17 protein-coding genes are annotated in these 25,027 nt (G+C 50.7%); 7 read left to right on the top strand and 10 right to left on the bottom strand.

Annotation, left to right across the window (positions count from 1 at the left end):
- Positions 1-69: 69 nt before the first annotated feature.
- Positions 70-3,789 carry a two-component regulator propeller domain-containing protein gene (locus CRO74_RS07775; protein ID WP_097125409.1) on the bottom strand — a complete coding sequence of 1,240 codons (3,720 nt, stop codon included), beginning with the start codon at positions 3,787-3,789 and terminating at the stop codon, positions 70-72.
- 260 nt (positions 3,790-4,049) lie between these two features.
- Between CRO74_RS07775 and CRO74_RS07770 the strand changes: the two genes are divergently transcribed.
- Together CRO74_RS07770 and CRO74_RS07765 are read left to right on the top strand one after the other, a co-directional pair.
- Complete coding sequence (locus CRO74_RS07770) at positions 4,050-4,694, top strand: hypothetical protein (RefSeq protein ID WP_097125408.1); 645 nt, start codon at positions 4,050-4,052, stop codon at positions 4,692-4,694.
- An 84-nt stretch (positions 4,695-4,778) separates the two neighbouring features.
- A complete protein-coding gene (locus tag CRO74_RS07765; RefSeq protein ID WP_245877779.1) occupies positions 4,779-5,147 on the top strand; it encodes a DUF6970 domain-containing protein in 369 nt (122 codons plus the stop codon).
- A 65-nt stretch (positions 5,148-5,212) separates the two neighbouring features.
- On the opposite strand, the gene CRO74_RS07760 is transcribed toward CRO74_RS07765, so the two are convergent.
- The 3 genes from CRO74_RS07760 to CRO74_RS07750 all read right to left on the bottom strand — a co-directional run bounded on the left by CRO74_RS07760 (position 5,213) and on the right by CRO74_RS07750 (position 11,043).
- The gene (locus tag CRO74_RS07760) at positions 5,213-9,436 is read right to left on the bottom strand and encodes a hybrid sensor histidine kinase/response regulator (protein ID WP_097125407.1); all 4,224 of its coding nucleotides are present in this window, start codon (positions 9,434-9,436) and stop codon (positions 5,213-5,215) included.
- 229 nt (positions 9,437-9,665) lie between these two features.
- The gene (gene menB / locus CRO74_RS07755) at positions 9,666-10,490 is read right to left on the bottom strand and encodes a 1,4-dihydroxy-2-naphthoyl-CoA synthase (protein ID WP_097125406.1); all 825 of its coding nucleotides are present in this window, start codon (positions 10,488-10,490) and stop codon (positions 9,666-9,668) included.
- Positions 10,491-10,578: 88 nt separating this feature from the next.
- On the bottom strand, positions 10,579-11,043 hold the full coding sequence (locus CRO74_RS07750) for a DUF2452 domain-containing protein (protein ID WP_097125405.1): 465 nt from the start codon (positions 11,041-11,043) through the stop codon (positions 10,579-10,581).
- A gap of 119 nt (positions 11,044-11,162) precedes the next feature.
- On the opposite strand from CRO74_RS07750, the gene CRO74_RS07745 reads away from it, so the two are divergent.
- The 3 genes from CRO74_RS07745 to CRO74_RS07735 are packed head-to-tail and all read left to right on the top strand — an operon-like array spanning position 11,163 to position 13,494.
- Positions 11,163-11,630, top strand: coding sequence for a QcrA and Rieske domain-containing protein (locus CRO74_RS07745; RefSeq protein ID WP_097125404.1), 468 nt, complete (start codon positions 11,163-11,165; stop codon positions 11,628-11,630).
- The gene (locus tag CRO74_RS07740) at positions 11,630-12,724 is read left to right on the top strand and encodes an AMP-binding protein (protein WP_097125403.1); all 1,095 of its coding nucleotides are present in this window, start codon (positions 11,630-11,632) and stop codon (positions 12,722-12,724) included. The genes CRO74_RS07745 and CRO74_RS07740 overlap by 1 nt, the downstream gene beginning before the upstream one ends.
- Before the next feature lie 29 nt (positions 12,725-12,753).
- Positions 12,754-13,494, top strand: coding sequence for a hypothetical protein (locus CRO74_RS07735; protein ID WP_097125402.1), 741 nt, complete (start codon positions 12,754-12,756; stop codon positions 13,492-13,494).
- 275 nt (positions 13,495-13,769) lie between these two features.
- Here CRO74_RS07735 and CRO74_RS07730 read toward each other — a convergent pair whose 3' ends face one another.
- The 6 genes from CRO74_RS07730 to CRO74_RS07705 all read right to left on the bottom strand — a co-directional run bounded on the left by CRO74_RS07730 (position 13,770) and on the right by CRO74_RS07705 (position 20,360).
- Complete coding sequence (locus tag CRO74_RS07730) at positions 13,770-14,414, bottom strand: class I SAM-dependent methyltransferase (RefSeq protein WP_097125401.1); 645 nt, start codon at positions 14,412-14,414, stop codon at positions 13,770-13,772.
- A gap of 79 nt (positions 14,415-14,493) precedes the next feature.
- Positions 14,494-16,830 carry a glycoside hydrolase family 65 protein gene (locus CRO74_RS07725; RefSeq protein WP_097125400.1) on the bottom strand — a complete coding sequence of 779 codons (2,337 nt, stop codon included), beginning with the start codon at positions 16,828-16,830 and terminating at the stop codon, positions 14,494-14,496.
- A 24-nt stretch (positions 16,831-16,854) separates the two neighbouring features.
- The gene (locus CRO74_RS07720; protein ID WP_097125399.1) at positions 16,855-17,430 is read right to left on the bottom strand and encodes a DinB family protein; all 576 of its coding nucleotides are present in this window, start codon (positions 17,428-17,430) and stop codon (positions 16,855-16,857) included.
- 5 nt (positions 17,431-17,435) lie between these two features.
- Positions 17,436-18,038 carry a nucleotidyltransferase family protein gene (locus CRO74_RS07715; protein ID WP_097125398.1) on the bottom strand — a complete coding sequence of 201 codons (603 nt, stop codon included), beginning with the start codon at positions 18,036-18,038 and terminating at the stop codon, positions 17,436-17,438.
- Between the two features lie 97 nt (positions 18,039-18,135).
- On the bottom strand, positions 18,136-18,888 hold the full coding sequence (gene truA / locus CRO74_RS07710; protein WP_097125397.1) for a tRNA pseudouridine(38-40) synthase TruA: 753 nt from the start codon (positions 18,886-18,888) through the stop codon (positions 18,136-18,138).
- 272 nt (positions 18,889-19,160) lie between these two features.
- Positions 19,161-20,360 (bottom strand): helix-turn-helix domain-containing protein, encoded by a 1,200-nt coding sequence (locus tag CRO74_RS07705; protein WP_097125396.1) that lies wholly within the window; start codon positions 20,358-20,360, stop codon positions 19,161-19,163.
- Between the two features lie 138 nt (positions 20,361-20,498).
- Between CRO74_RS07705 and CRO74_RS07700 the strand changes: the two genes are divergently transcribed.
- Positions 20,499-21,929: an aldehyde dehydrogenase family protein gene (locus CRO74_RS07700; protein WP_097125395.1), complete on the top strand. Its 1,431-nt coding sequence runs from the start codon at positions 20,499-20,501 to the stop codon at positions 21,927-21,929.
- Between the two features lie 135 nt (positions 21,930-22,064).
- Positions 22,065-24,998, top strand: coding sequence for a TolB-like translocation protein (locus CRO74_RS07695; RefSeq protein ID WP_097125394.1), 2,934 nt, complete (start codon positions 22,065-22,067; stop codon positions 24,996-24,998).
- Positions 24,999-25,027: the final 29 nt, after the last annotated feature.

Raw genomic sequence — 25,027 nt, 5'->3', positions numbered from 1 at the left:
GCCTGTCCGGTTAGCCCGATGAACAACAAGATGACCCTCGCCAGTAACGGCTCAAGGGTCTACGAGAACTCATATGAGGGGGAGCGTAACGGTAAACGTAGTCCCTTTACCTTCTGTACTCTCTACCTCAATCCGCCCCCCCTGTAGCGTGACATATTCCCGGCAAATTGCCAGACCAAGGCCCGTTCCCTGAATGGCGTTCACATTGGTAGCCCGGAAGAATTTATTGAACAAATACCGTAATTCGCTAGCCGGTATTCCCATCCCTTCATCGCACACCAACAGCCTTACTTCCTGAGGTTTAAACTCAAGAATCAGGCGGGGAGAAGTGGTGGAAAATTTTAACGCATTGCTCAGCAGGTTGGTCAGCACATGGGTCAGCAAGTTTCGATCCAGTTGTATATCGACAGGACAACCACGTACCTCCATCTGAACCAATTGTTCATTAGCCTCACTCTGGTTAAAGCTGGACTGGATTACCTCCCGGCTCAGGGCTACCAGATCGACCCATTCCAGATGTATCCGAACTTTCCCCTCATCGATTTTACTCAGGGTAAGCGTATCATCGATCAACATATTGAGCGAGCCTACTTTCGTAAACAGCACATCGAGATGGCGGGTAATTGGTGCTAAAGAAGAACTTGGTATAAACCGATTGACATAGAACCTTACGAGTTCCGCGCTCGAACTAATGACTGTGAGGGGGGTCCGGAACTCATGAGAAGCCGTTTCAATGAACTGCGACTTCAATTGGTTCAGATTGCGCTCTTTTACCAGAGACTCTTCAAGAATTCGCTCCTTTTCAATGGCCATCGTAATATCGGTGGCTATCCCGACCCAGCGGATGGGCAGACCGTCCTGATTCTTGGCCAGAAACACCCGGGCGTGCATCCAGAAAACGCGCCCGTCCCAATGACGGATCCGGAAACGGAAGCTACTCTGGTGCTCCGGATTCAGTAACGACTCCCGCACCGCAACCTGGTCATCTTCCACAATACAGGTCAAAAACGAAAGTGGATCTTCCTGTAAAGTTTGTGGGCTCTGGCCACTAAACGTTTCATAAGCCGGGTTCATGTAAAGAAACCGGGGTTCATGCAAATCCCGTATCCAGAAAATTTCATCGACATTATCCGCCATTTCCCGAAACCGCTGTTCACTATCCTGAAGCTCCTGGCGAGCCGCCTGCTGGTCTACTTTGGCCTGTAACAACTCGACATAAAGGGCCTGATCCTGAAGCTCCTGCCGTTGTTGCACAACCTCGCTGGTCCGCTCCCGAACCTGGCCCTCCAGGTACACCTGCTGGGCTTTTATGTGCTGGACCCGTAGGCGGTATACGCAGTACAGGGCGCACAGCATCAACAAGACACTCAGACCTTTAAACCAACCCGTTTGCCAAACCGGAGGAATAATATGAAGACGAACAAACGTGCCCCTTTTATTCCATCCCCCATCGTTATTGGAGGCTCTGACCCGGAACACGTAATCTCCCGGATTCAAATTCGTATAGCTCACCGTACGCTTGGTACCCGCCGGAATCCAGTCGGCATCGAAGCCTTCGAGTTTATAAGCGTACTGATTTTTACCCGAAAGCGTGTAATTAAGCGCGGCAAATTCAAACGACAGTACCGATTGATCGTAGTTGAGCGTAATATCACGGGTTTCGCTGATAACCTTCTGAAGAACGGATTGTGGGTCCTCTACCCGGACCGACCGGTTGAACAACTGAAAGTCGGTAATGTAAACGGGTGGAATGAAGCGGTTGTCGCGCAGGCTGTCGGGATTAAAACTATTGAGGCCGCTTACCCCCCCAAAAAACAACTGCCCGCCCTTTCCTACAAAACAGGCCATCCGGTTGAAGGAATTTTCCTGGAGTCCATCACTGGCGGTATAGTTCCGGACGGTATGGGTAGCAGGCTTAAAGGAGCTCATCCCTTTGTTGGTACTTAACCACAGGGTACCCTGCTTATCCTCAAGGATTCCTCTTATCACTTCGTTGGCCAGCCCGTTCACCTTACGGAAAGTAGTAAACGTTTGAGTACTCGCATCAAATCGACTCAAGCCGCTATTGGTACCAATCCAAAGCTGGCCCGACTTACTTCCAAAAAGGGCATTAACCTGATTGTTGGGCAAACTTCCGGCATTTTTGGTATCCCGTATGTACTGGGTAAATCGCTTCGTTGTGGGATGAAAGATATTAATACCCCCTCCATCTGTGCCCAACCAGATGTTACCGCTTCGATCCTCCCACAAGGCTGTAATGGTGTGATAGCTGAGCTGACCGGCCTGATCGGGATGCGCATCAAACTGGGTACTTGTATCCGTTTTCGGGTCGTAGCGAATAACCCCCCCTTCGAAAGTCCCCAGCCACAGTATGCCATTGCTGGCCTCCAGGATTGCACTGATACTCAATAGACTAAAATTACCCTTTGGTTCAAAGCTGCCCTTTTCCCGGTTGAATAGGGTTAATCCACCTTTGAAACTACCCGTCCAGATACGCTTCCGGCGATCTTCATAAATGGCGAGGATAAAATTTCGGGGATTTGACGAAGCATCCCGGCCAGTGTATTGGTAGGTTTTAAAAACAGACTGCCCTTTTCGGAGAACATTGATACCTCCGCCATCCGTACCCAGCCACAAATCGCCTTCCTGGTCGACCCGAACCGTCAGGATGTTATTATGAGACAGTTTATTGGTGTTTTGAGGTCTTCGCTGATATAGGTTGAATTTTGACGGGAGTGCATCCAGTTTATTAACGCCCCCCGAATAGGTCCCCACCCACATTGTACCAACGGGGTCTCGATACATGGAGTAGATGGAGCCATTATTGAGGCCGTCGTTCGTATCGGCCTGATAGGTATAATAGGAGAACGAGCCACTTGGGTGCAGGAGTGTGATTCCCCCATTTTGGGTACCAATCCACAACGTATGGTCGTTGCCCTCGGCCAGCACCATCACATCGTTATTGGAGAGTTGTCCCGGTTGCTGCGTTGAATGTCGGATGTGTGTAAAGATCCCACTGGTTCGGTCAAGCAGATTTAAGCCACCCCCTTCGGTACCAACCCAAAAGCGCCCTCTGGAATCCTCCAGACACGTAGTTACCCGATTATGACTTAAGGAATAAGGCCGGGCCGGATCATGCTGAAAATGGGTAAAGGAATTACTTCGCGGATCCAGCCGATCCAGACCGCTGCCGTCGGTACCAATCCAGATAATTCCGCTTTGATCAATGAAGACAGAACTGACTTGATTATCAATTAAGCTGGTGGGATTGGACGCCTGATGGGTAAAATGAGTGAAGGTTTTTTGTTGCGGATCAAACCGATCCAGTCCACCACCGGCCGTACCTACCCAGAGATAACCCTGTGTATCCTGGGTGATGGCCATCACCTTGTTGTGAGCCAGGCTGTTTGTCTTTCCTGTAAGGTGTTTGTAGTTCGTAAAGGTTTCGGTATTGGCATCAAACAAACTGAGACCGCCATCATCGGTACCCACCCATAAGTGGCCTTGTTTGTCCTCAAAAAGGATGTGAATAAAGTTATGACTAAGGCTATTGACTTTGCGGGGATCATTCCGGTAAACAGTATAAGTATAGCCATCAAATTTGTTCAGCCCATCCTGCGTACCAAACCACATAAACCCTTTTCGGTCCTGGAGAATACAGGTCACGTTATCCTGAGATAGGCCCTCCCGGGTGGTCAAATAACTAAACTGACCGGTTTTCGACTGAGCCTGAAGAGTTCGACCCGGCCAAATCCCGATGAGGAGTAAACAGAATAAAAAGAAAGGCATGGTTTGTTAGGTGGAATATAAGATACCTTTTAACATTAATAGACAACAAAGTAAACTCAATTACTTATATCTAGTAACTCGTAATTTACTAAAAAATCTGATTTGTACCAAGAGAAAGTATGTAGCTTTCCGACTGGTTAGCCTCCTGCTTCGCTAAAAACTGCTCATGTTAATCTGGTTGGAAATTAGTCTCTCCCATATTTATTCACACTTGTCTATTTTCTCCTTATCTATGCAAACTCACCTGGCTACCTCAACACATGAATTTATTAAAACTGAAACAGCTAGCCGTCATTCAGCTTTTCACGATCTACCTACGGTATCTTCTTGGCGGGGCGTTTGTCTTTGCCAGTATTGTTAAAATCCAGGGACAGCGCTTTACTACCGATTCGGGAGCGAATGCCCCGATCCATGATGCCTGGCATTTTTTTGAGACCTTGTACCAGTCGGGCCTTTATTGGCAATTTCTGGGCTGGGGACAATTGATTGCCGGTTTTTTACTGATGACTCAAGTCTTCAGTACATTGGGAGCAATGATGTTCTTCCCTATTATAGTAAACATCTTTGTGATAACTATTTCCTATTATTTCGCCGGAACACCCGTTATCACGTTTCTGATGTTACTGGCTAACGTCTACCTGCTTGTATGGGATTGGAACCGGCTAAAGGTGGTTGTATTACCCACTCTGTCGGGGTATGTCGATGAAGTGTATCCACTTATGCGAAAGCCCGGCTGGGCTTATCTGGGGCTTTTCTATGCTGGTCTTTCTATACTGGCCAAGCTGGCCATTCAGTCGTTCACATCACTCCTGCTGATGCTTGGCGTTGCATTGATAGTGGGGCTGGCTGTGCTGATTTATACGCTGAAAGGGCACAAAAAAGCGATTTTATTCGTGGAGCATTAATGGCATGCCAGTACAACCCTTTATGACCAAACAGAATCCGGGAGAAAGTAGCCTGTCCGATTAAAACGGCTAACGAACTTCCGGATGCACGACCAGCTTAAACTTCTTGCTCTGTTTTCCCTGACGGCCTTGGGCTTTACGCAGGATAAACCCTCACGGCAGGTCCTACCTGCTTTTGTTCAGATCCTGATCAACCAAACAAAGAATCAGCCCGTCTGGACTCCCCCGGCCAGTATCTACCAGTATACATACAAGGGAAAAACGGTGTACTACCTGTCGGCCCGGTGCTGTGATATACCAAGTACACTATTCGCTGAAAATGGACAGGTTCTATGTTCTCCATCGGGAGGATTTGCTGGCTCCGGCGATGGAAAATGTATCGACTTCTTTTCTGCCCGAACGGATGAGGCACTTATCTGGCAGGATTCCCGACGAAACAGGAAAACGATTTAGTGATTCATTATTCGACAAGTGGGTAGCTATCTAACAATAACCACATTAACGAACAACCAACTAAGCTAGGCGGGTATATTACGCTCCCGGCTCATCAGGCTCACCTGTTGAAGTGACTTTGTCAGTTGGGTCAGAACCGGGGGTTTCGACATGTACTCATTCATTCCCACAGCCAGACACAACTCCCGATCTTCCAGCATGGCGTCTGCCGTTAGTGCGATAATCCAGGGTTGCAGGATGGGTTGCTGACGGATGAGCCGTGTTGCTTCCAGCCCATCCATTTCCGGCATCTGTATATCCATCAAGATCAGATCGAATCCTTCGTGCAACCGCAAAAGCACTTCCTGGCCATTGCTGGCAACGGTTGGTGAATAGCCCAGCTTGTTGAGTACCCGAACCAGGAGCTTTACATTGATCGGGTTATCTTCAGCAATCAGAATCTTCAAGGGGTACTGACGGGCGAAATCCGCTTTATAAGCTGACTGCGAACGGTCGGTAACGTGCGGAGAAGCGCCTGTATGTGGTGTAAGGGCCTGTTGGATTGACTGCCCCAAGTGGTTGTAATGGATGGGCTTGGTGATCATTCCGGAGAACAAGTCGGCATGGGTTTTTCGCCGTTGATCGCCTACCCAGCTCAGCAGGATAACCGGCACATTTGGGTAGCTTGTTTTTAGTTTTCCGGCTAATTCAATACCATCCATCTCCGGCATTTGCTGGTCGGTAATAACCAGATCGAATGGTCCCTGTTGAGCCATTAAGGCCAGCGCTTCCCGGCCCGATCCGGCCAGGGTAGGCCGTAGATACCAGTGCTCAAGTTGAGTACGAAGGGCTTGCTGACTGGTTTGGTTGTCATCCACAATAAGGACCGACTTCCCGGCAATTGCGCTTCCCGATCCGTACGCAGGAACCGGCTTTTGTTGCACTGCCGTCTGGCACACCAGGGTAAACCGGAAAGTTGTGCCTTTCCCCTCTTCACTCTCAACCTGGATTTCGCCCCCCATTAGCTCAATCAGCCGCTGGCTGATAATAAGGCCCAGACCGGTGCCGCCATATTGGCGGGTATGGGACGAATCGACCTGAGAGAAGGCCTTGAAGAGCTGACCGAGTTTATTAGCCGGAACGCCAATACCCGTATCACGTACCGTTATGGCTAACTCAACTGTTTGATCGGGCCGGACCGAAACGAGTTGGACCCAAACCATAACTTCGCCCTCATGCGTAAACTTAACGGCATTACCCACCAGATTAATTAAGATCTGCCGCAGACGCAGGCTATCCCCCAGAATTTGAGGGGGCACCTGTTGGTCAATCTGATAAATTAGATCGAGGCCGGTTTGTCCGGCTTTGCCCGCAAACATATCCAGTACTTCTTCGAGGCAGGAGCGCAGTTCGATGGGCTGTTGTTCCAGCTCCATCTTGCCGGATTCAATCTTTGAGAAATCAAGAATATCGTTGATAACCCCTAACAAACTTTCGCCACAGCTACGAATGGTCTGGGTATACTCCCGCTGTTCCTCAGACAAAGGCGTATCTTCCAAAAGCGATGTCATCCCGATAACGCCATTCAGCGGGGTACGAATTTCGTGGCTCATTGTGGCCAGAAACACACTTTTAGCTTTATTGGCCGTTTCAGCTTCGAGCCGTGCCTGCTGCTCCTGCGCCGATTGCTGGGCTAGTTTTTCGTATTGTTGCTCTAGCTTTTCATTCAATATCTGCAAATGAATGGCTTGTTTTTCGAGCTCCATTTTTTGCAGGGTTACCTCGCGGGTTCGCTTCTGCACCTGACTCTGCAAGATTATTTTTTGCTCCCGGATATTATGAACCCGCAGTCGATAGGCCGTGTACAATACACCCAGCAGGGTAATCAGAAGCAAGCCTCTAAACCACCAGGTTTGCCAAAAGGGAGGGATAATGTGTAAATTGACAAACGTTCCGGTATTGTTCCAGACACCATCGTTATTCGACGCTTTCACCCGAAAAACGTAGTCTCCCGGATCAAGGTTAGTGTAGGTTGCCGTTCGTTTGGTACCCGCTAGTGTCCAGTCCTTGTCGAAACCTTCGAGTTTGTAGGCGTATTGGTTCTTGTCGGGGAAAGAGTAATTGAGGGCAGCAAACCCAAACGACAGCACCGACTGATCATAATTGAGCGTAATGTTGCGGGTTACACTGATTAACTTTGCCAGTGGTGACCCCGTATCCTGAACACGAACCGGTTTATTAAAAATTTGAAAGTCGGTTATATAAACTGGCGGAATAAACGGATTGTATGCTAAACTGTCCGGACAAAAACTATTGAACCCGCTCAACCCGCCAATAAAGAATTGACCGCCGGGGCTCTTAAACGTTGCTGCCCGATTGAACGAGCTCTCCTGCAGCCCATCACTGGAGTCGAAGTTGCGTGCTGCAAATGTTTTTGGATTAAAGGCCGTCAACCCTTTATTCGTACTAAGCCACAACGTACCGCGCCTGTCCTCCAAAATTCCCTGAATCACGTCGTTAGCTATTCCTTTCGACCGACCGTAGGCCGTAAACGTCTGCGACTGGGCATCGAACTTGTTGAGTCCCCCGTTGGTACCTACCCAAAGCTGACCCGTTGCACTTTCGAACAGGGCAGTCACCATATTATTGCTCAGGCTTTTGGGATTTTGCCGTTCATATTGGTACTGGGTAAATTTATTTTGGCCCGGATGGAACACATTTATGCCCCCACCTTCCGTTCCCACCCAGATATTACCGGCATGATCTTCCCAAAGTGCCGTAATGGTGTGGTAATTAAGTTGCCCGGGCTGTGCTGGATTAGCCCGATACCGGGTAGTGGCCCCCGTCTGTTTATTGTAGCGGATAAGACCATCTTCGAAAGTACCAAGCCATAGGATGCCATTCCTTGCCTCCATTATAACACTGATACTCAGCTGATTAAACTCACCCTTCTGTTCAAATGTATTGCTGGCGCGATTAAACAGGCAGAGTCCGCCTTTGTAATTACCCGTCCAGATTTGCTTATGTGAATCTTCATAAATGGCCAGTACGTAATTACGGCCATATAAAGATTCACTTCGGCCCTTATCCTGGTAAGCAGTAAAGACGGACTTCCCTTTCTTCAAAACACAAATTCCTCCGCCATCGGTCCCCAGCCACAAATCGCCCCGCTGATCCTCCCGAATGGCAAGTATGTTGTTGTTGGTCAGGTTATAGGTGCTGACAGTGGTGTGTTGAAAAAGTTTGAACTTGAGCGGAAGGGCATCTATCTTATTTACCCCTCCGGAGTAGGTTCCAATCCACATAGCCCCCACACGATCCCGGCACATGGCGTAAATAGATCCATTATTCAATCCGTCGGCGTCATCCTTGTTGTATCTGTAATGCGTAAATGAACCGTCTTTGTGGAGCAGATCAATACCACCATTTTGCGTTCCAATCCAGATGGTTTGGTGACTGTCTTCAGCCAGAACCATTACGTTGTTCTGGGGTAGTTGAGCCGGATGATCTGACGGATGCTGATACCGCGTAAACTGGCCGGTAGCGCGGTCGAGCCGATTCAATCCGCCCCCCTCAGTTCCTACCCAAAAGCGTCTCTGCGTATCTTCAAAACAGGTAGTTACCTGATCATGACTTAAGGAGCGCGGGTCGGCTGGGTTATGTCGATAGTGCGTAAAAAGACCGGAAGCTTTATCGAAACGGTCTAAACCACCCCCGTCTGTACCCGCCCAGAGTATTCCGGCACGATCGATAAAGAGAGCGCCGACACGATTATCGCTAAGACTACCCGGCTTTTCGGGTTGATGCGTATAATGTGTAAACGTTTTTTGCCGGGGATCAAACCGATCCAGTCCGCCACCCGCAGTGCCCACCCACAGATAGCCCTGCGCATCCTGGGTAATGGCCATCACTTTGTTGTGACTAAGGCTATTTTTTACACCGGGGATGTGTTGAAAATTAGTAAAGACTTCGGTATCGGTATCAAATAAGCTTAACCCTCCCTCGTCGGTACCCACCCACAAGCGCCCCTGGGCATCTTCAAAAACTGTATGTATATAACTGTTACTCAGACTCGACGACTTTTGCGGATCGTTTTGGTAGAGGGTAAACGTATACCCATCGTATTTATTCAGGCCATCGCGGGTACCAAACCACATAAAACCACGCCTGTCCTGTAAAATGCAGGTTACATTGTTTTGAGAAAGACCTTCATCAGTTGTTAGATGCGTAAATCGTACAGTATACGACTGCGCCTGAGCTAATCGCAGAGCAATTAACCCGCAAAGAATTAAAAAAAAACGGAAAAACATCTTTAAATTTTAAGCTACGGCATATTAGTATGTAAATATAAGAGTATCTAATGTATTTTTTTTACGATAAGTAACATAATATTTACATACAAAGGATTTGGTTACTAGCTCAACATCAGTCGATTGACCAGTTTGGTATTTACCCAAAAAAATAAGAGGAACCCCCATGGTTCCTCTTATTTTTTGGATAGTCAACAATTTATATATCAAATTTCGGCCCGCCAACTCATCAGGGAAATTTCGGAAATTTGCTAAAATCCGGCTTTCGCTTCTCCAGAAAGGCGTCTTTACCCTCCTTCGCTTCTTCCGATAAATAGTAGAGCAGTGTAGCATCGCCCGCCAGTTGCTGAATACCGGCCTGACCGTCTAGTTCGGCGTTGAAGGATGCCTTGAGCATCCGGAGCGCCAATGGGCTCTTCTCCAGCATCTTACGACACCAGGAAATTGTTACTTCTTCCAGTTCGTCGAGGGGAACCACTTTATTGACCAGTCCCATATCCAGCGCTTCCTGGGCGTTGTACTGATCGCACAAGAACCAGATTTCACGGGCTTTTTTCTGCCCCACAACCCGTGCCAGATAAGATGCCCCAAACCCGCCATCGAACGAGCCCACTTTGGGACCCGTTTGACCGAAACGGGCGTTTTCGGCCGCAATGCTTATGTCACAAACCACATGTAGCACGTGCCCACCGCCAATGGCGTAACCGGCCACCATCGCGATTACCGGCTTGGGTATACGACGAATCTGCATTTGCAGATCCAGCACATTCAAACGGGGTACTTTATCGGTGCCCACGTAACCACCATGTCCCCGAACGGATTGATCGCCCCCCGAACAAAAGGCTTCTCCACCTTCGCCGGTCAGGATGATTACCCCTACGCGTTCGTCCTGCCGGGCCAGTTCCATGGCTTCCGACATTTCGGTAACGGTCAATGGCGTAAAGGCATTCCGCTTGTGCGGCCGGTTGATGCTGATTTTAGCGATTCCGTCGTAGTAGCTGAAGATGATTTCCTGGTACTCTTTGATCGTTTCCCAGGGGTAGTTGCTTTGCATAGTTAATGAATAACCGGGTCGCCGGTGCGATTAGCGAATGAGTGAATAAACGAAAAATCACTTTACGGATTTGATTCAGTTCATTTACTCATTCACCCATTGAAAATTCGGTTTCGTGATAGTACACGTCCCAGGTATGGTCAGCCATCATACGGACGGTAGCGAGACAGCGTTCAAACGGAAATTTACGCCCCCATTCGTTGGGCGCGATCATTGACAGCAGATCGGTTCCATTTTTACGCTGATAAAAATAATAGGTATGACCGACTACGGGTTCAAAACTCATTTGAGCCGAATAAATCCGCTCCGATATTTCGACCCGGTTTCGAATAGCCGTAGCCTGTTCGGCAAGCAGTTGCATTTGCTTATACAACTGGCTCAATTGCATATCTGTCTGCTCGCGCATGGCCGATACCGCCCGGCCCGTAATTTTACCCTTATCTTCAGGACGTATTACGGCTCCGCCTGCGGTATGTGCATACGTCAGCAGACCTGGCGATTCGGCCACTTTGTCCGGAGAAATCGGGTTGACGAAAATTTTTGCTTCTTCCATACGTAATGTTTGGGTAACAGCCCGGCAAACGTCTTTGTTTGCTGTCGTTGAATGACAAAAAATAAAGCATATTTACACCCCTAACAGGCCTGGTGCCACAAAAGTACGTTAAAACGAATATGGAAACCACCGTTACCCCCGCAGAGAATACGATAATGCCACGCCACGAGTTTTTCCGACTTGTGGGTACCAGTATTGGCGCTATCCTGTTGACCCGCTGCATGGCGGGCTGTTCAGCGCAGGCAAATCCGGACCCGACGCCAGACCCTACCCTGAAAATAGATTTTACACTTCGTCTGGACGAGAAAATCAATGAAAACCTACTCGTTAAAGGCGGCTATGTGATTAAAAACGACGTCATTGTGGCGCAAACAAAAGATGGTCTATACGTAGCGGTGTCCGCAAAATGTACACATCAGGGTACTGAGTTGACGTTTAAGTCCGTCGAAAACCAGTTTTATTGTCCGTTGCATCAGTCCCGTTTCAACACCACAGGGCAAGTCGTTGTTGGCCCGGCCACCCAGCCCCTTACTCAATATATTGTGGAGGTAAATACAGCTGCCCAAACAATTCGGGTGCACAATTGATGATGAATCTTGACCCGGCTCACCCCAACTCCTGGCCAACGCCCCAAACGCCCTATGAAGAAGAAGCGCTGGCGTTTTGCCGATCCTGGCTGGGGGGGCAGCAACAGTTTACCTTATACACATCCGGCTCAACCGGCACGCCTAAACCCATTGCCCTTACCCGCTCGCAGATGCAGGCGAGTGCTCGACTGACTGGTCAAACACTTGGCTTACAGCCGGATGACTCAGCCCTTGTTTGTCTTAACATCCGCTACGTGGCCGGGATTATGATGCTTGTTCGGGGATTGGAACTGGGGCTGCCCATGACCATCATTGAGCCATCGGCCAATCCCCTGCTCGATTTTACACCCGGAGCCGACACCTTTGCCTTTACGGCCCTCGTGCCGCTTCAACTCCAAACCATATTGGAGAAGACGCCCGAAAAAATCCAGCTTCTCAACGGCATGAAAGCGATTCTGGTTGGAGGAGCCGCTACCAGTTCGGCACTTGAAAAGCAGCTAAGCGCTATCAAAGCACCCGTTTATGCTACGTACGGCATGACAGAGACCGTTTCGCACATTGCCCTCCGCCGACTCAATGGCCTTGATGCCAGCGAATTATTTACGGCTCTCAATGGTGTTCAACTGGGTACCGATGCGCGGGGTTGTCTGCACATCACATCGGCCGCCACTAATTTTGAGCAAATTCAGACCAACGATGTCGTTGAACTGTTGCCTGACGCAGGGACTGGCAATACACAGTTCAGGCTGTTGGGGCGAGCCGACCGGGTTATTAACAGCGGTGGGGTTAAAATACAGCCTGAGCAGGTGGAACAGCTGATTAACAGCGCATTGATCAACGAATCTACCGACAAAGGTGTGTTACCCTCCCGGCTTTTTGTAGCCGGTTTGCCCGACGAACGATTGGGCCAGCGGGTTGTGGTGATCTGCGAGCAGGTAGCCATCGACAGTCAGCTATGGGCGAAGATTCAGGAGGTTATTCGGGAGAAACTTGGAGCCTACGCTGTTCCCAAAGACGTGATATCTGTAGCCCGATTTCTGGAAACACCCACCGGTAAGATTGATCAGAAAGCGACTATAGCCCAAATACGTTAACTTTGCCAGACTAGTCAACACGACTTCTTATGTCCTTCCAAAGTCTTCAGATTCGTTACCAGACGGCCCGGTCGCTGCCCGCGCCTTATTCATACTTTTTCACCCTCTCGATAAACACCGTTGCTGCCAATGCCATCCAGGTAGATCTGGCGATTACGTATCCGGACCGCGACGATATTGACGACGATGAGCTCATTGCCGAAGGCTATACCCGGGATGATGATTATGCCTGGTCGGGTCGTTTGCCGAGAGCGTGGTGGGAGGCACTCGCCAACCTGGTTCGCAAAACAAAACTCCAGCCCGCCAACGAAGAGGATTTAGATGAAGATGATGACTTCTGGGATATTACCGTGACCAGCGACAAGGCAGGCACCCTTAGCGGTAGGCCCGAGAAAGCAGATGACTGGCAGTATCTGATGCAGGAATTGATTCAGGCAACGTACGAAGCCATGGGTCGCGAACGCCCGTTCGAGTTGATTTATGTAAACCTAAGCAACCCGTCCGGAGAGCATGAATTGCGGCTCAAAGCGTCGTTTGCCGAGCGTTCAGTTACCGTTACGTCCGTCGAAAACCGGCAGGAGCAAACAAAAACTGTACCCTGGTCTACCTTACTTCACGTGATGAGCCAGGTGTATAATTACGATTATGATCCCGACGATGCGCAATTGAAACGCCCCCGACGGGATGGCCAATGGCTCAATCTGGGCACCGAAGAATGGTATGACATCAGCGACTATAAAGCCCTAACCAAGCTGTTTCGCGATTTGTAACGATTGGTTGGTGGTAAATAGCTAGTAACTTAACGTGAACAATGAGATTTAGTGCTTGAATATCAGCAGTTTAAGCACCATAGGCACGAAATGTTTGTAGTAAAGTAGCTTTCTGATTCACCAGCGTGCCGTGGGTACGCGACATACACCGATAATCGCGTACCTACGGCACGCTCGGTGGATCAGAGAGCTACTTTTACTACAAACATCAAGCCGCTACGCGGCCATTATCTACGTTAACTTAATAACCAATAACTACTAACCAATAACCTGCCTTATCGCGTCCAAACCTCTGCCGACACCATGCCGTCCACCTGCGGTTTACGCGCCTGATGGGATAACCCTGCGTCGGTAAGACATTGCTGCCAGTTAGCTAATGTTCTGGTTTCGATACCCGCGATAAGCCTGAAAAACCGGATCATTGTCCATAAAAGCACTTTCTGCCACCAGGCGGGAGGCAATACGAAATCCGTAACCAGCCACATTCCGCCGGGCTTAAGTACGCGCAACAGAGAGGGGATCAAGCGATTCTGTAAGGTTTGTTCGTTGAAGAGGTCCAGTAGAAATGGCGTAAGGATAACGTCGAATTGGTTGCTGGGATCGAGCGTTGTTTCGTCGCCTACCCAAAAGATCACCGTGCCCGGCAGAGATTTCCGCGCCATTCGGCGGGTGGCGCGGGCTACCATCTGGCTCGATGTTTCGAGGTAGAGCACCCGTTCTGGCTTACACCGGACCAGCAGTTGTTCCAGCAGCCAGCCCGTTCCTCCACCCACAAGCAGTACGGAGGCTTTGGGCGGTATTCGATCCAGAAAAATCCCCTGCGCCCGCTGTAGTTTACGGCCAAAGACTAAAAATGCCAGTGCGTCGTAAACGGGCGCGATCCAGTTAAAATTACCTCCGGGATTTTGTTTAACGTCCATTTAGCGGTCATGCGTGGTTAACGGGTCATTCGCTGGTATTAACCGAGAACGGGTTAACCTGTTAACCACGCACTACGCCTTAGGCTTCTATTTTCACTGACACGGTCTGCTGGCTCTCCGCCCCAATAACCACCTCTTCGCCGAGTAGGTGTATTGTAATGGGTTGCGCCGAGAAGTTGGCCACCGTCACATCCTGCTGGGTAGTTGTTACCTGCAAAAGTGCGCCCCGGTACCGGATTTTAAACGCCAGCGACTGCCAGTTGTCCGGACAATACGGATTGAGGACTACCCGAGGATCGGCCCCGTTTACCTGTTCAATCCGCAACCCGCCGAATCCTTTCACAACGGCCAGCCATGTACCGGCCATACTCGTAATGTGGCAGCCATCTTCGGTGTCGTTGTTGTAATCGTCGAGGTCGAGCCGGGCGGTGCGCAGGTACATCTCGTACGCTTTCTCTTTCATGCCCAGCTTCGACGCCTGAATGGAGTGAACGCAGGGCGAGAGCGACGATTCGTGAACGGTCATCGGCTCGTAGAAATCGAAATTTCGGCGCAGGGTCTCCGTATCGAACTCGTCTTCGAAGAAATAAAGCCCCTGCAACACATCGGCCTGCTTGATGAAGCACGACCGCAAAATCCGGTCCCACGACCAGTTCTGGTTGATGGGGCGCTGCCCCTTCGGAATGTCCGATACGGGCATCAGGTCTTTATCTAAAAAGCCTTCCTGTTGCAGAAAAACACCTTTTTCGTCATCTGCGGGCAGGTACATCTTATCAATAATCTGCCGAGCCGTGGCCAGTTCCTTTTCTTCGCGGAAGTGAATCCGGTCGATCAGGTCGGCGTATTTATCGGCATCGAGCGCTTTCACTTTCGCCACGGCTTCGGTGGTGTACCGAAGCGTCCAGGCGGCTATGTAGTTGGTGTACCAGTTGTTATTAACGTTGTTTTCGTACTCGTTGGGGCCCGTAACGCCCAGCATCACGTACTTTTCCTTCTCCTTCGACCAGTTGACCCGCTGGCTCCAGAACCGGCTGATGGCAATGAGGACTTCCAGCCCATACTCGACCAGATACTGCACATCGCTGGTGTAACGAACGTAATCGAAGATAGCATAGGCAATTGCGCCGTTTCGGTGGATTTCCTCAAACGTGATTTCCCATTCATTATGGCACTCTTCGCCATTCATGGTCACCATGGGATACAAGGCCGCTCCGGCCCGGAAACCTAGCTTCTGCGCATTCTCGATGGCTTTACCGAGTTGCTTGTAGCGGTAAACGAGCAGGTTTTTGGCTACTTTCTGGTCGGCGGTAGACAGGTAAAATGGCAGGCAGTACGCTTCGGTATCCCAATAGGTCGACCCGCCGTATTTTTCGCCCGTAAACCCTTTTGGGCCGATGTTCAACCGCTCATCTTCGCCGGTATAGGTCTGGTTCAGCTGGAATATATTGAACCGGATACCCTGCTGAGCGGCAATATCGCCCTCAATAATGATGTCGTTGGTTTTCCATTTATCGGCCCAGGCCTGCTTTTGCTCGAACAGCATCTTCTCAAACCCTTTCCGGGTGATCCGCTGGATGTACTGACGGGCATCCTTCATGATCGTGTCTGGGTCATAATTGAGCGACGACAGGTTTACGGCGTACTTATAAATGACCGTTTCCTGACCCTTCCGACAGTCGAGGGTCATCCGGTTTGCTACGTATTTTTCGTACTTGAGAGGCTGCGACTGATAGTCGACCTTTACGCCATCCTGCTCAATTTCAACGCACATGCCGGTAGCCACATGGAAGCCCGTTTTACGGGTGCGGAGTTCGATATACGCTTCGCCATACCCCGTCTCTTTCCGAACTTCATCCCAGAACGTTTCGTCGTAATTGGCATCGCGGTTACGGATATCGCCGTTGATGTAGGGCGTAATGGTAATCTTGGCCTCAAAGTTCAGGGGTTTGATGGCGTAGCGAATGGCGCCGGCTTCGTCGTCGACGATGGAGCAAAAGCGTTTGGCGTTGACCTCCAGCTCTTTGCCGCTTTTGAGCACGGCAACAAACGAGCGTTCGAGGTAGCCTTCCTGCATGTTCAGCACCCGCCGAAACGAACGCACCTCACACTGGTTCAGGTCCAGAGTTTCGTACTCTATATCGATGTCGATGCCAATCCAGTTGGCGGCATTCAGTACTTTGGCAAAGTATTCGGGGTAGCCGTTTTTCCACCAGCCAACCCGTGTTTTATCGGGGTAATACACGCCCGCAACATAATTACCCGGTAAGGATTTACCGGTAAATTTCTCTTCAAAGTTCCCCCGCTGACCAAGCCGACCGTTGCCGAGCGACATCACGCTTTCCGTAATTTCATTAAAATCGGGGTGAAACCCGTCTTCAACAATATTCCAGGGGTCCTGAGTTATATAATTTTTCATTCAATAGATGATTGTCTTCGTAGCCTATTTTGCAAAGTTATTTATTTCAGCCTTTACACGCATAGCCTGGTTCAGGTGCCGTTCGGTATGAGCAACCAGCATCCGGAGCGCATCGCCAAGGTTGATCTTTAACCAATTGCCAAAAATCGTCATTAGCTTTTCCCGGTTCCAGTCGATATAAACGGCCTTATCGAGCATACTGTGCAGTAATGTCTGTAAATCCAGAAACTGCCCGATCACATCGGCGGGCTGCAAATCGGCAGCCGAACGGGGCCGAATCATGCCCGGCGCGGGAAACTTTAATTTACCCTGCGGATCGACAATGTACAGCAGGGCCTTGCCAACCAGATCACTTTCGAGCGTCTGGTCGATGGGTACAGTTTGAATCAACCCCAGTTTGTCAACTTTGTGCTGGATGTTGCGAATGTAGAACCGCTCAGCCAGATTCAGGTGCTGTAAACATTCGACAATACTCCATTTGTTGGGGGCGGGTTTCCAACGGAGTTGCTCGTCGGTGAGGGTTGAGAATTCCCGTTCAACGGTGTCAAGGACCGTCTTGAGACGCTGTTGAAGGTCGTGGGCAGTAGCCAGTTTTTGCATGGTTGTTAGGTCTGCGTTACGGCCTGCTGAAACAGGTCGAGGTCGCGTTTCGAGTCGAGGTCAATGGCACCGGCTTCAAAAGGCACTTCTACACAATCGCTGCGATGACGGCCAATTACCCATTTTACGCCTTTATCGTCTTTCAGTTGCAGGAGTTCATCAATGTAATTACGGTGAAAAATAGCGGGCACACTCAGTTGAGTACCGTAGCGGCAGGCCACAATGCCTTTGTCCTCTTCGTGATAGACGTCAAACATATGCAGGAGTAACCCCAGCGAAACCAGCGGCTGGTCGATATGCAGAATCAGTACCGCGTCGATGTCTTTATGAGTCAGGTAAAAGGCGGCAAGTCCCGTTTTGAGGGAAGATGCCTGACCGGTCGGCCAGCTTGGGTTGTCGACGATGGTAACGGGTAATCCGTCCAGTTCGGGAACGATCTGAGCCCGATTGGCACCCAGCACAACGATAACCGGACCACGTTGCAGGGCTAAGGCACTTTCCGTTACCCGTCGCATCAGCGACTGCCCTTTATATGTAATTAGCTGCTTGGGATCGCCCCCCATTCGGGAAGAATCGCCGGCGGCCAATATGATGATGCCTATTTTCAAGAGAAATTTTTTTTAATTAAAGATACCACATTTTGCCGCACCTACCGTTCTGATCGGCCCGGATTTACGTTGCCATCTTTCCCATCCGGGACAGTGGCTATTGCCTGCCACACATTACCTCTTCGGGATACCCGACTTCAACGAGTGATAAGCCTTCGGCAGGAGCGGCCCGACCTGCGCGTTTGCGGTCGCGGGCCAAAATAATCTGCTCGAAATCGGCCACACTCAGGCGCTCCTGCCCTACTGCCAGCAGCGTTCCCACAATAGCCCGCACCATGCCATGCAGAAACCGATTGGCTTTGATATGAAAGACCAGATCGCCGTTGGGTTGCTGCGCCCAGTAAGCCCGCTCAATTTGGCAGTTAAACGTTTTAACATCGGTCCTGACTTTACTGAAACTCTCAAAGTCAATGTGATGAAGTAATCGGCTGGCCGCTTCGTTCATCCGCTCGACGTTCAGCGGGAGGGTAAATACGTACACGAGTCCGTCCCGAAAAGGGTCTTTCCTTCGACTGATCTGATACTGGTAGTAGCGGGACAGCGCCGTAAAACGGGCATGGTCGTCGGGGCGAACCGGAAAGCAATCGTACACAGCAATATCAGCAGGGATCATGCTGTTGAGCGAACGAAGCAGCTGTACCGGGATAGCAACTTCGGTATCGAAATGGGCGAATTGCTGCCCGGCATGAACCCCCGCATCGGTCCGGCCACTACCGACGATAGCGGTAGGCTGTCGCAAAACCGTTGATAAAGCCGTTTCGAGAACTTCCTGAACGCTCAGCCCGTTCGGTTGCCGTTGCCAGCCGTGATAGTTGGTGCCCTTGTATGCCAGGTGAAGAAAGTAACGCATAGGTGGGCAAAAATACGCCTTATCGGTACGTCAGTTACGAAAAGGGCTTTGGTTTCCGGAAAATCCCGGCACCAAAGCCCAAATTAATTAGAGGAAGGAACGAAACATCAATGGTGGCCAGCCGTACAGATCAGTCTTCACATTCGGACAAATACGCGGATTGGTCAATTGAGTTACGCTTCTTTAACCTGTTACAGAGCGTATAGTTTTATTATTTTTTCATTTATTCGAACGATGAGTGAACGGCCCGCTACCCCGTAAAAACAATCTACTTACAGTCGTTCGACTTCAAACCGAAGTTCGTCGACCAGTTGTTTCAAACGGTCGGTATTGGGTGCCGGTGGCGGCAACTGCTGGCTGACGAAGGCGGTCACTTCCCACACTTCCTGCACGTCTTTCAGGACTACCTCCCGGTTGGGCACGTCGGCCCGGTCGGCGGTGAGCAGAAGGGTTCCTTTTACCTTTACCTGGTTATATACACGGCGGCAGCAAATGCCCGACCCACCCGTGGTTTCTGACCGATGCGCCTGAATCAGCAGCATGTACAGCTTGCCATCGGCAATGTCGAACCAGTTCCGGATGAACTTACCGACCAGTAACGCTTTAGGGAAAACAAAATCATCGCCCGCTTCAAACGCCCGGTAATGACCATCGGGTAACGTTGGCAGATGCATGGCCGGGAGACGGTGCAGAAAATCGGACTGCTGATAGCGCTGGCAATAATCGGCAAACTGACGCTGCATGACCACCGGAATCGTGGGGGCCATTGGCTGCGCCGATACCGATGCCCTTGTTGAGGAAGACGGCCCTTCGTAGACATTGTTGAACGTAAGGACATCGGGCGAAGAGCTAACCGGCGGTTGAGGTGCCGAACGGGGCTCCGGCTGTGAATTGAACAGCTCATCGAGCGACGACCGGCCCCGTTCGGGCGCACTAGTAACCGGTGGTTCCGGCTTAAAGGCCGTTGGCTGATGCCGTTCGGGGGCGTTCTGCGTTGGCCGCACAGGGGGCGTGATTACCGGCGGAACGGGAGTCGATCGTCCTTCGTCCTGCGCCCGGTAGTATTTATTCAGCACCGACGACAGCGGCTGTGGTTCCGGCGCGGGCGAGGTTGGCTGGGCAAAAATATCCGGAAAATCGGGGTGTTGAAACGGGTCGTCCTCGTCGGCATCCAGTCGGCCATCTGTCCGAATTGGCGTTGACCGGGACTCAATTACTTTACCCGGCTGACCTAAAGGTATACTTAGGCTGGGTGTTTCGCGAAGTTTGCGCAGGTCCTGGCGGGTCAACAGTTCAACGGTCGTGTTGAATGCTTTGGCAATGGCTTGTATATTTTGTCCGTTCGGATTGGCGCGGCCTTCTTCATAAGCTCCTAACAACGAACGCTTTATATTAATTTTTCGAGAAAATTGCTCCTGTGTCAAACCGTTCAGTTTGCGCAGGTAGCGGATGTTATCACTAACGAGCGTCATCCGGTTTAGGGGTTACTAAAGTTTCAGCTAAGATAAACGATTCACCTTTTAAATGCCAATATCGACTAAACAGGCCGTTTTTTTGTACTTTTAACACATCCAGTTGACTCGTTTTCAGACGAACCATCACCCACTCTCATGACAACCCAGCCTAGCGATACCAACCTACGTACCGATCTACAGTCGGCTTTTAATGCCCAGCGTGGGCACGCCAGTCAAATGGCGCTTACAACGGCCGAACAGCGGATTGACCGCATCCGGCAAATTCAGCAGTGGGTTAACGCCCACGAAGCCGAGATTCAGCAGGCGATGTACGATGATTTTCGAAAACCATCGGCCGAGGTTTCTCTGGGTGAATTGATGGCGCTCCATGCCGAGATTAAACACACCATCCGGCACCTGAAAACCTGGATGAAGCCCCAGCGATTGCCCACGCCCATGGCCCTGATTGGCACCCGGAGCCACCTGATTCATGAACCGAAAGGCAACGTGCTCATCATTGCTCCCTGGAATTACCCGTTTGTGCTGTGTATCCGGCCGCTGGTGTCCGCCCTTGCTGCCGGTAACGTAGCCATCCTCAAGCCATCTGAACTGACACCCCATACGGCCCGACTGATCAAAAAAATGATCAGCGAACTATTTCTACCCGAAGAGGTCGTTGTTTTTGAAGGCGATGCCGAGGTATCGAAAGCGTTGCTGGAATTGCCGTTCAATCATATCTTTTTCACCGGAAGCCCCGCCGTTGGGCGTATTGTTATGGCGGCAGCTGCTAAACACCTGGCCTCCGTTACGCTGGAACTGGGGGGTAAATCGCCCGCCATCATCGACGAATCGGCCGATGTGAATCAGGCAGCGGGGCAACTGGCCTGGGGCAAGTGCATCAACAACGGCCAAACCTGTATCGCACCCGATTATCTGCTGGTTCAGGAGTCCGTTAAAGAACCGTTTATGCAGGCACTTAAAGCTTCACTGACGACTATGTACAGCCCCGACGGGCAGCCTGTCGAAACATCAGCGAGTTACGCCCGAATCGTGAACAAGCATCATTTCGACCGGATTCAGGGGTTGCTGACAGATGCCCTGCACAAAGGAGCGACGGTTGCACACGGGGGCAGCGTAAACCCCGATACAAACTTTATCGAACCGACCCTGCTCGAAGGTATTACAGACGATATGCTCGTGATGCAGGAGGAAATTTTTGGTCCGGTCTTGCCGGTTCTCACCTATATAAACGTCGACGATGCCTTGCAGGTTGTCAACAAACGGGAGAAACCACTGGCTCTGTATATTCACAGCCGCAACCGGAAAAACATTCAGTATATTCTCGACCGAAGTTCAGCCGGTGACACCGTCGTAAATGATACGCTGCTTCAATTCGGAAATGTTGAGCTTCCCTTTGGTGGGGTAAATAACAGCGGACTGGGTAAGTCGAACGGGTTCTTCAGCTTTCAGGAGTTCTCCAATCAACGGGGCGTCATGCAACGGGAGTTCGGCACCATGAAGTTCATTTACCCGCCTTATACGGAGAAGGTGAAAAAGATGATCAATCTCGTGATCAAGTATTTATAACGCGGCCATTTAGCCGATACTGCAGCGAACTCCGTTCGTTTACTTTATCAACTCGCAGCTTCCTGGCTGTGCTACTCATACGCCCTGCGTCATCATGCAGGGCGTTTTTCCTAAAAACCCGTATCTTGTTCCCGCATGATCCGACGACATTTCTGTACCGCTATTCTCCTACTGGCTGGTGTTAAGACGCTGGCACAAACCCTGCCCGTTCTCGACCAGAATCCCACCAGTCTACACTGGTACCGACTTAAAACACCCCATTTTCGGGTACTTTATCCCAAAGGCTTCGACTCTACAGCCCAACGAACGGCCCAACGACTCGAAAGTCTATACGAACCTGCCAGTGCCTCGCTTGGGAAACGTCCCCGACCTATTTCGGTCTTACTGCAAAATCAGACGACAAACAGCAACGGTTTCGTAAGTCTGTTTCCCCGGCGGTCGGAATTTTTTGCCGTACCACCCCAGGACCCCGGATTGGCGGGTACACTGAACTGGTTCGATCTGCTGGCGGTCCATGAATACCGGCATGTGGTGCAGTATGAAAAAGCGTTGCAGGGCTATGGCCGGTTTCTGTATACGTTTCTGGGTAATACAGGTCTGATTTTACCCTCGCTAACCGTACCCGACTGGTTTGCCGAAGGCGACGCCGTTAGCAACGAAACGCTGCTGAGTACCGCCGGGCGCGGGCGAATACCAAACTTCGATCTGGGTATGCGGGCTAATTTACTGGCGGGTAAACGGTTTGACTACCCGAAATCCGTTGGTGGCTCCTACCGCGACAATGTGCCAAATCATTATGTGATGGGGTATTTTATGACAACCTACCTCAAACGAACGTATGGCCCCGATGTCTGGAGCCGGGTGCTAAACCGAAACTATCGCCGGTTTCCGTGGCCATTTGCGTTTTCAGCCAGTATCAAAGACGAAACGGGGTTGAAAACGGAAGACCTGTATCGTAAAACGATGGACGACATTACCGATGTCTGGCAGAAACAGCAACAAGGGCTGGTACTCACCCCATCGGCAGAATTTCCGGTTGATCCCGAGAAAGAGCAATCACGCCGACCCGTATTCACCAATTATCTGCATCCACAATTTCTGACCGATTCAACGGTTCTATGCCTTAAAAATGGGCTGGGAGATACGCCACGGCTGGTTATCCTGGATAAGCACGGGCGCGAGAAAACGGCATTTGTTCAGGGTTTTACCAACGACCCAAACCTCTTGTCGGCTACGGCAACCAAAGCCTGCTGGATTGAATTTGGGTACGACCCGCGCTGGGGTCAGCGGATTTATTCCAATATTCGGTTGCTCGATCTGCAAACGGGCAAGGTAGCCCGACTTACGCACCGCGCCCGGTATACGGCGGTGGCGCTGTCGCCCGACAATACCAAACTGGTTGCTGTTGATAATACGGACCAGTTTAAAACGCAACTGGTGATACTAAATGCCCAAACGGGAGCCGTTCAGATAACGATTTCTAATCCTGAAAACGCCTTTTACCAGCATCCCCGCTGGAAAGACGATAATCGAACTCTGATTGCTGTGTCGCTAAAAAACGGGAAGAAAACGATTCAGGCCATTGATACGGAATCGAACTTGGTGACGGATCTGTTGCCAGAAGTAAGCGAAAACATCAGCAACCCACAGCCCTGGAAAGACTACGTACTGTATAACTCGCCCCTGTCGGGCATCGACAATATTTACGCCCTGGATACCCGGTCAAAACAGGTGTTTCAGGTGACCTCCCGGCCGTTGGCGGCCTATCACGCTACGCTCTCCCCATCGGGAACACGGCTGGCGTTCGAGGATTTTACGGCCACCGGTTACCGAATCGCCGACATGCCCGTAAGCCCGGCCGACTGGAAACCGGTTTCGGAACCGGGACCGGAACAGCTCGTTCGTTATTTCGGTCCGCTGGTCAACACCGAACCGGGGGCAGCTGCCGGTCGTCAGGCGCTGGCCGACTCACTACCGACTACCACAACCTACACCCCTTCCCGGTTTCGGCGGCTGGCTAATGCGGTCAATGTGTACAGTTGGGGGCCAACCGTTGCGAGTACGGGACAGGCGCTGACAGTTGGTATCAATTCGCAGGATTTGCTGAGTACGACTCAGATAGGTGTGGGCTACACCTATAATCAGGCGGAACGCGCCGGGAATGCCTATGCCCTATTGAGTTATCAGGGCCTCTACCCCATTATCGACCTGGGTTTCCAGCGGGGTACGCGCAGCACATCGCTTTACATCGACAGAACATTACCCGTCGATAGTTTACGCACCGATAACTGGCAATACAACCAGCTTACCGCCGGTTTCCGGTTACCTCTTCAACTGACTAATTCTAAATACAGCCACACCATTAATCTCTCTGCCTATTATAATTACCTGCAAGTCACGGGCTATGACTTACCTTTTCGATATGTGACGGAAGTTGGCACAGCCGGGGCGCTCAACGCGCTGACCTACGGGTTTAGTTATTCGCATTTACTGCGGCAGAGTAAACGGGATGTAGCTCCCCGTTGGGGCCAAACGCTTTCGGCAAACTACCGCACAACGCCTTTTGGTGGCCAACTCACCGGGGAGCAGTGGGGTGTTCAGGGAAACCTGTTTTTCCCCGGACTGGCAAATCACCATTCCATTCGTTTGCGGGCGGGTTACCAGGAGCAGGCTCGGGGAAGTTACCGGTTCAGTCCGATCGTGTTTTTCCCACGGGGGCAATTATATGTCAGCGATGACCAGATAACAGCCACCAGTGCCGAATACCGGTTACCCATTGCCGATACCCACTGGTCGCTTGGCCGATGGTTGTACATTCAGCGAATTAAGGGAGGGGTGTTTTATGACCGGGCCGATGGGCAATCCGTGCTCGAAGTACGCGACGGATTCAATCGGTTGCGGGGTTACGAAACAAAGCAGCGTGCGTACCAGACAACCGGCTTCGATATATCGTTCGTATTCAACGTCCTGCGGTTTCGTACCCCTCTGGAAGCGGGATTCCGCACCATCTACAACCTGACCACCAGCGAATTCATCCTCCAGCCGCTAGTCATTGATATTGGATTTTGATTTGGTGGAGTGAGTGAAGTGGTGGAATA

The organism is Spirosoma fluviale, from assembly GCF_900230225.1.
In the GTDB taxonomy this organism is placed as follows: Bacteria; Bacteroidota; Bacteroidia; order Cytophagales; family Spirosomataceae; genus Spirosoma; species Spirosoma fluviale.
Note: the sequence above shows the minus strand (reverse complement) of the source record. Positions and strands in the feature narration are given on the sequence as shown.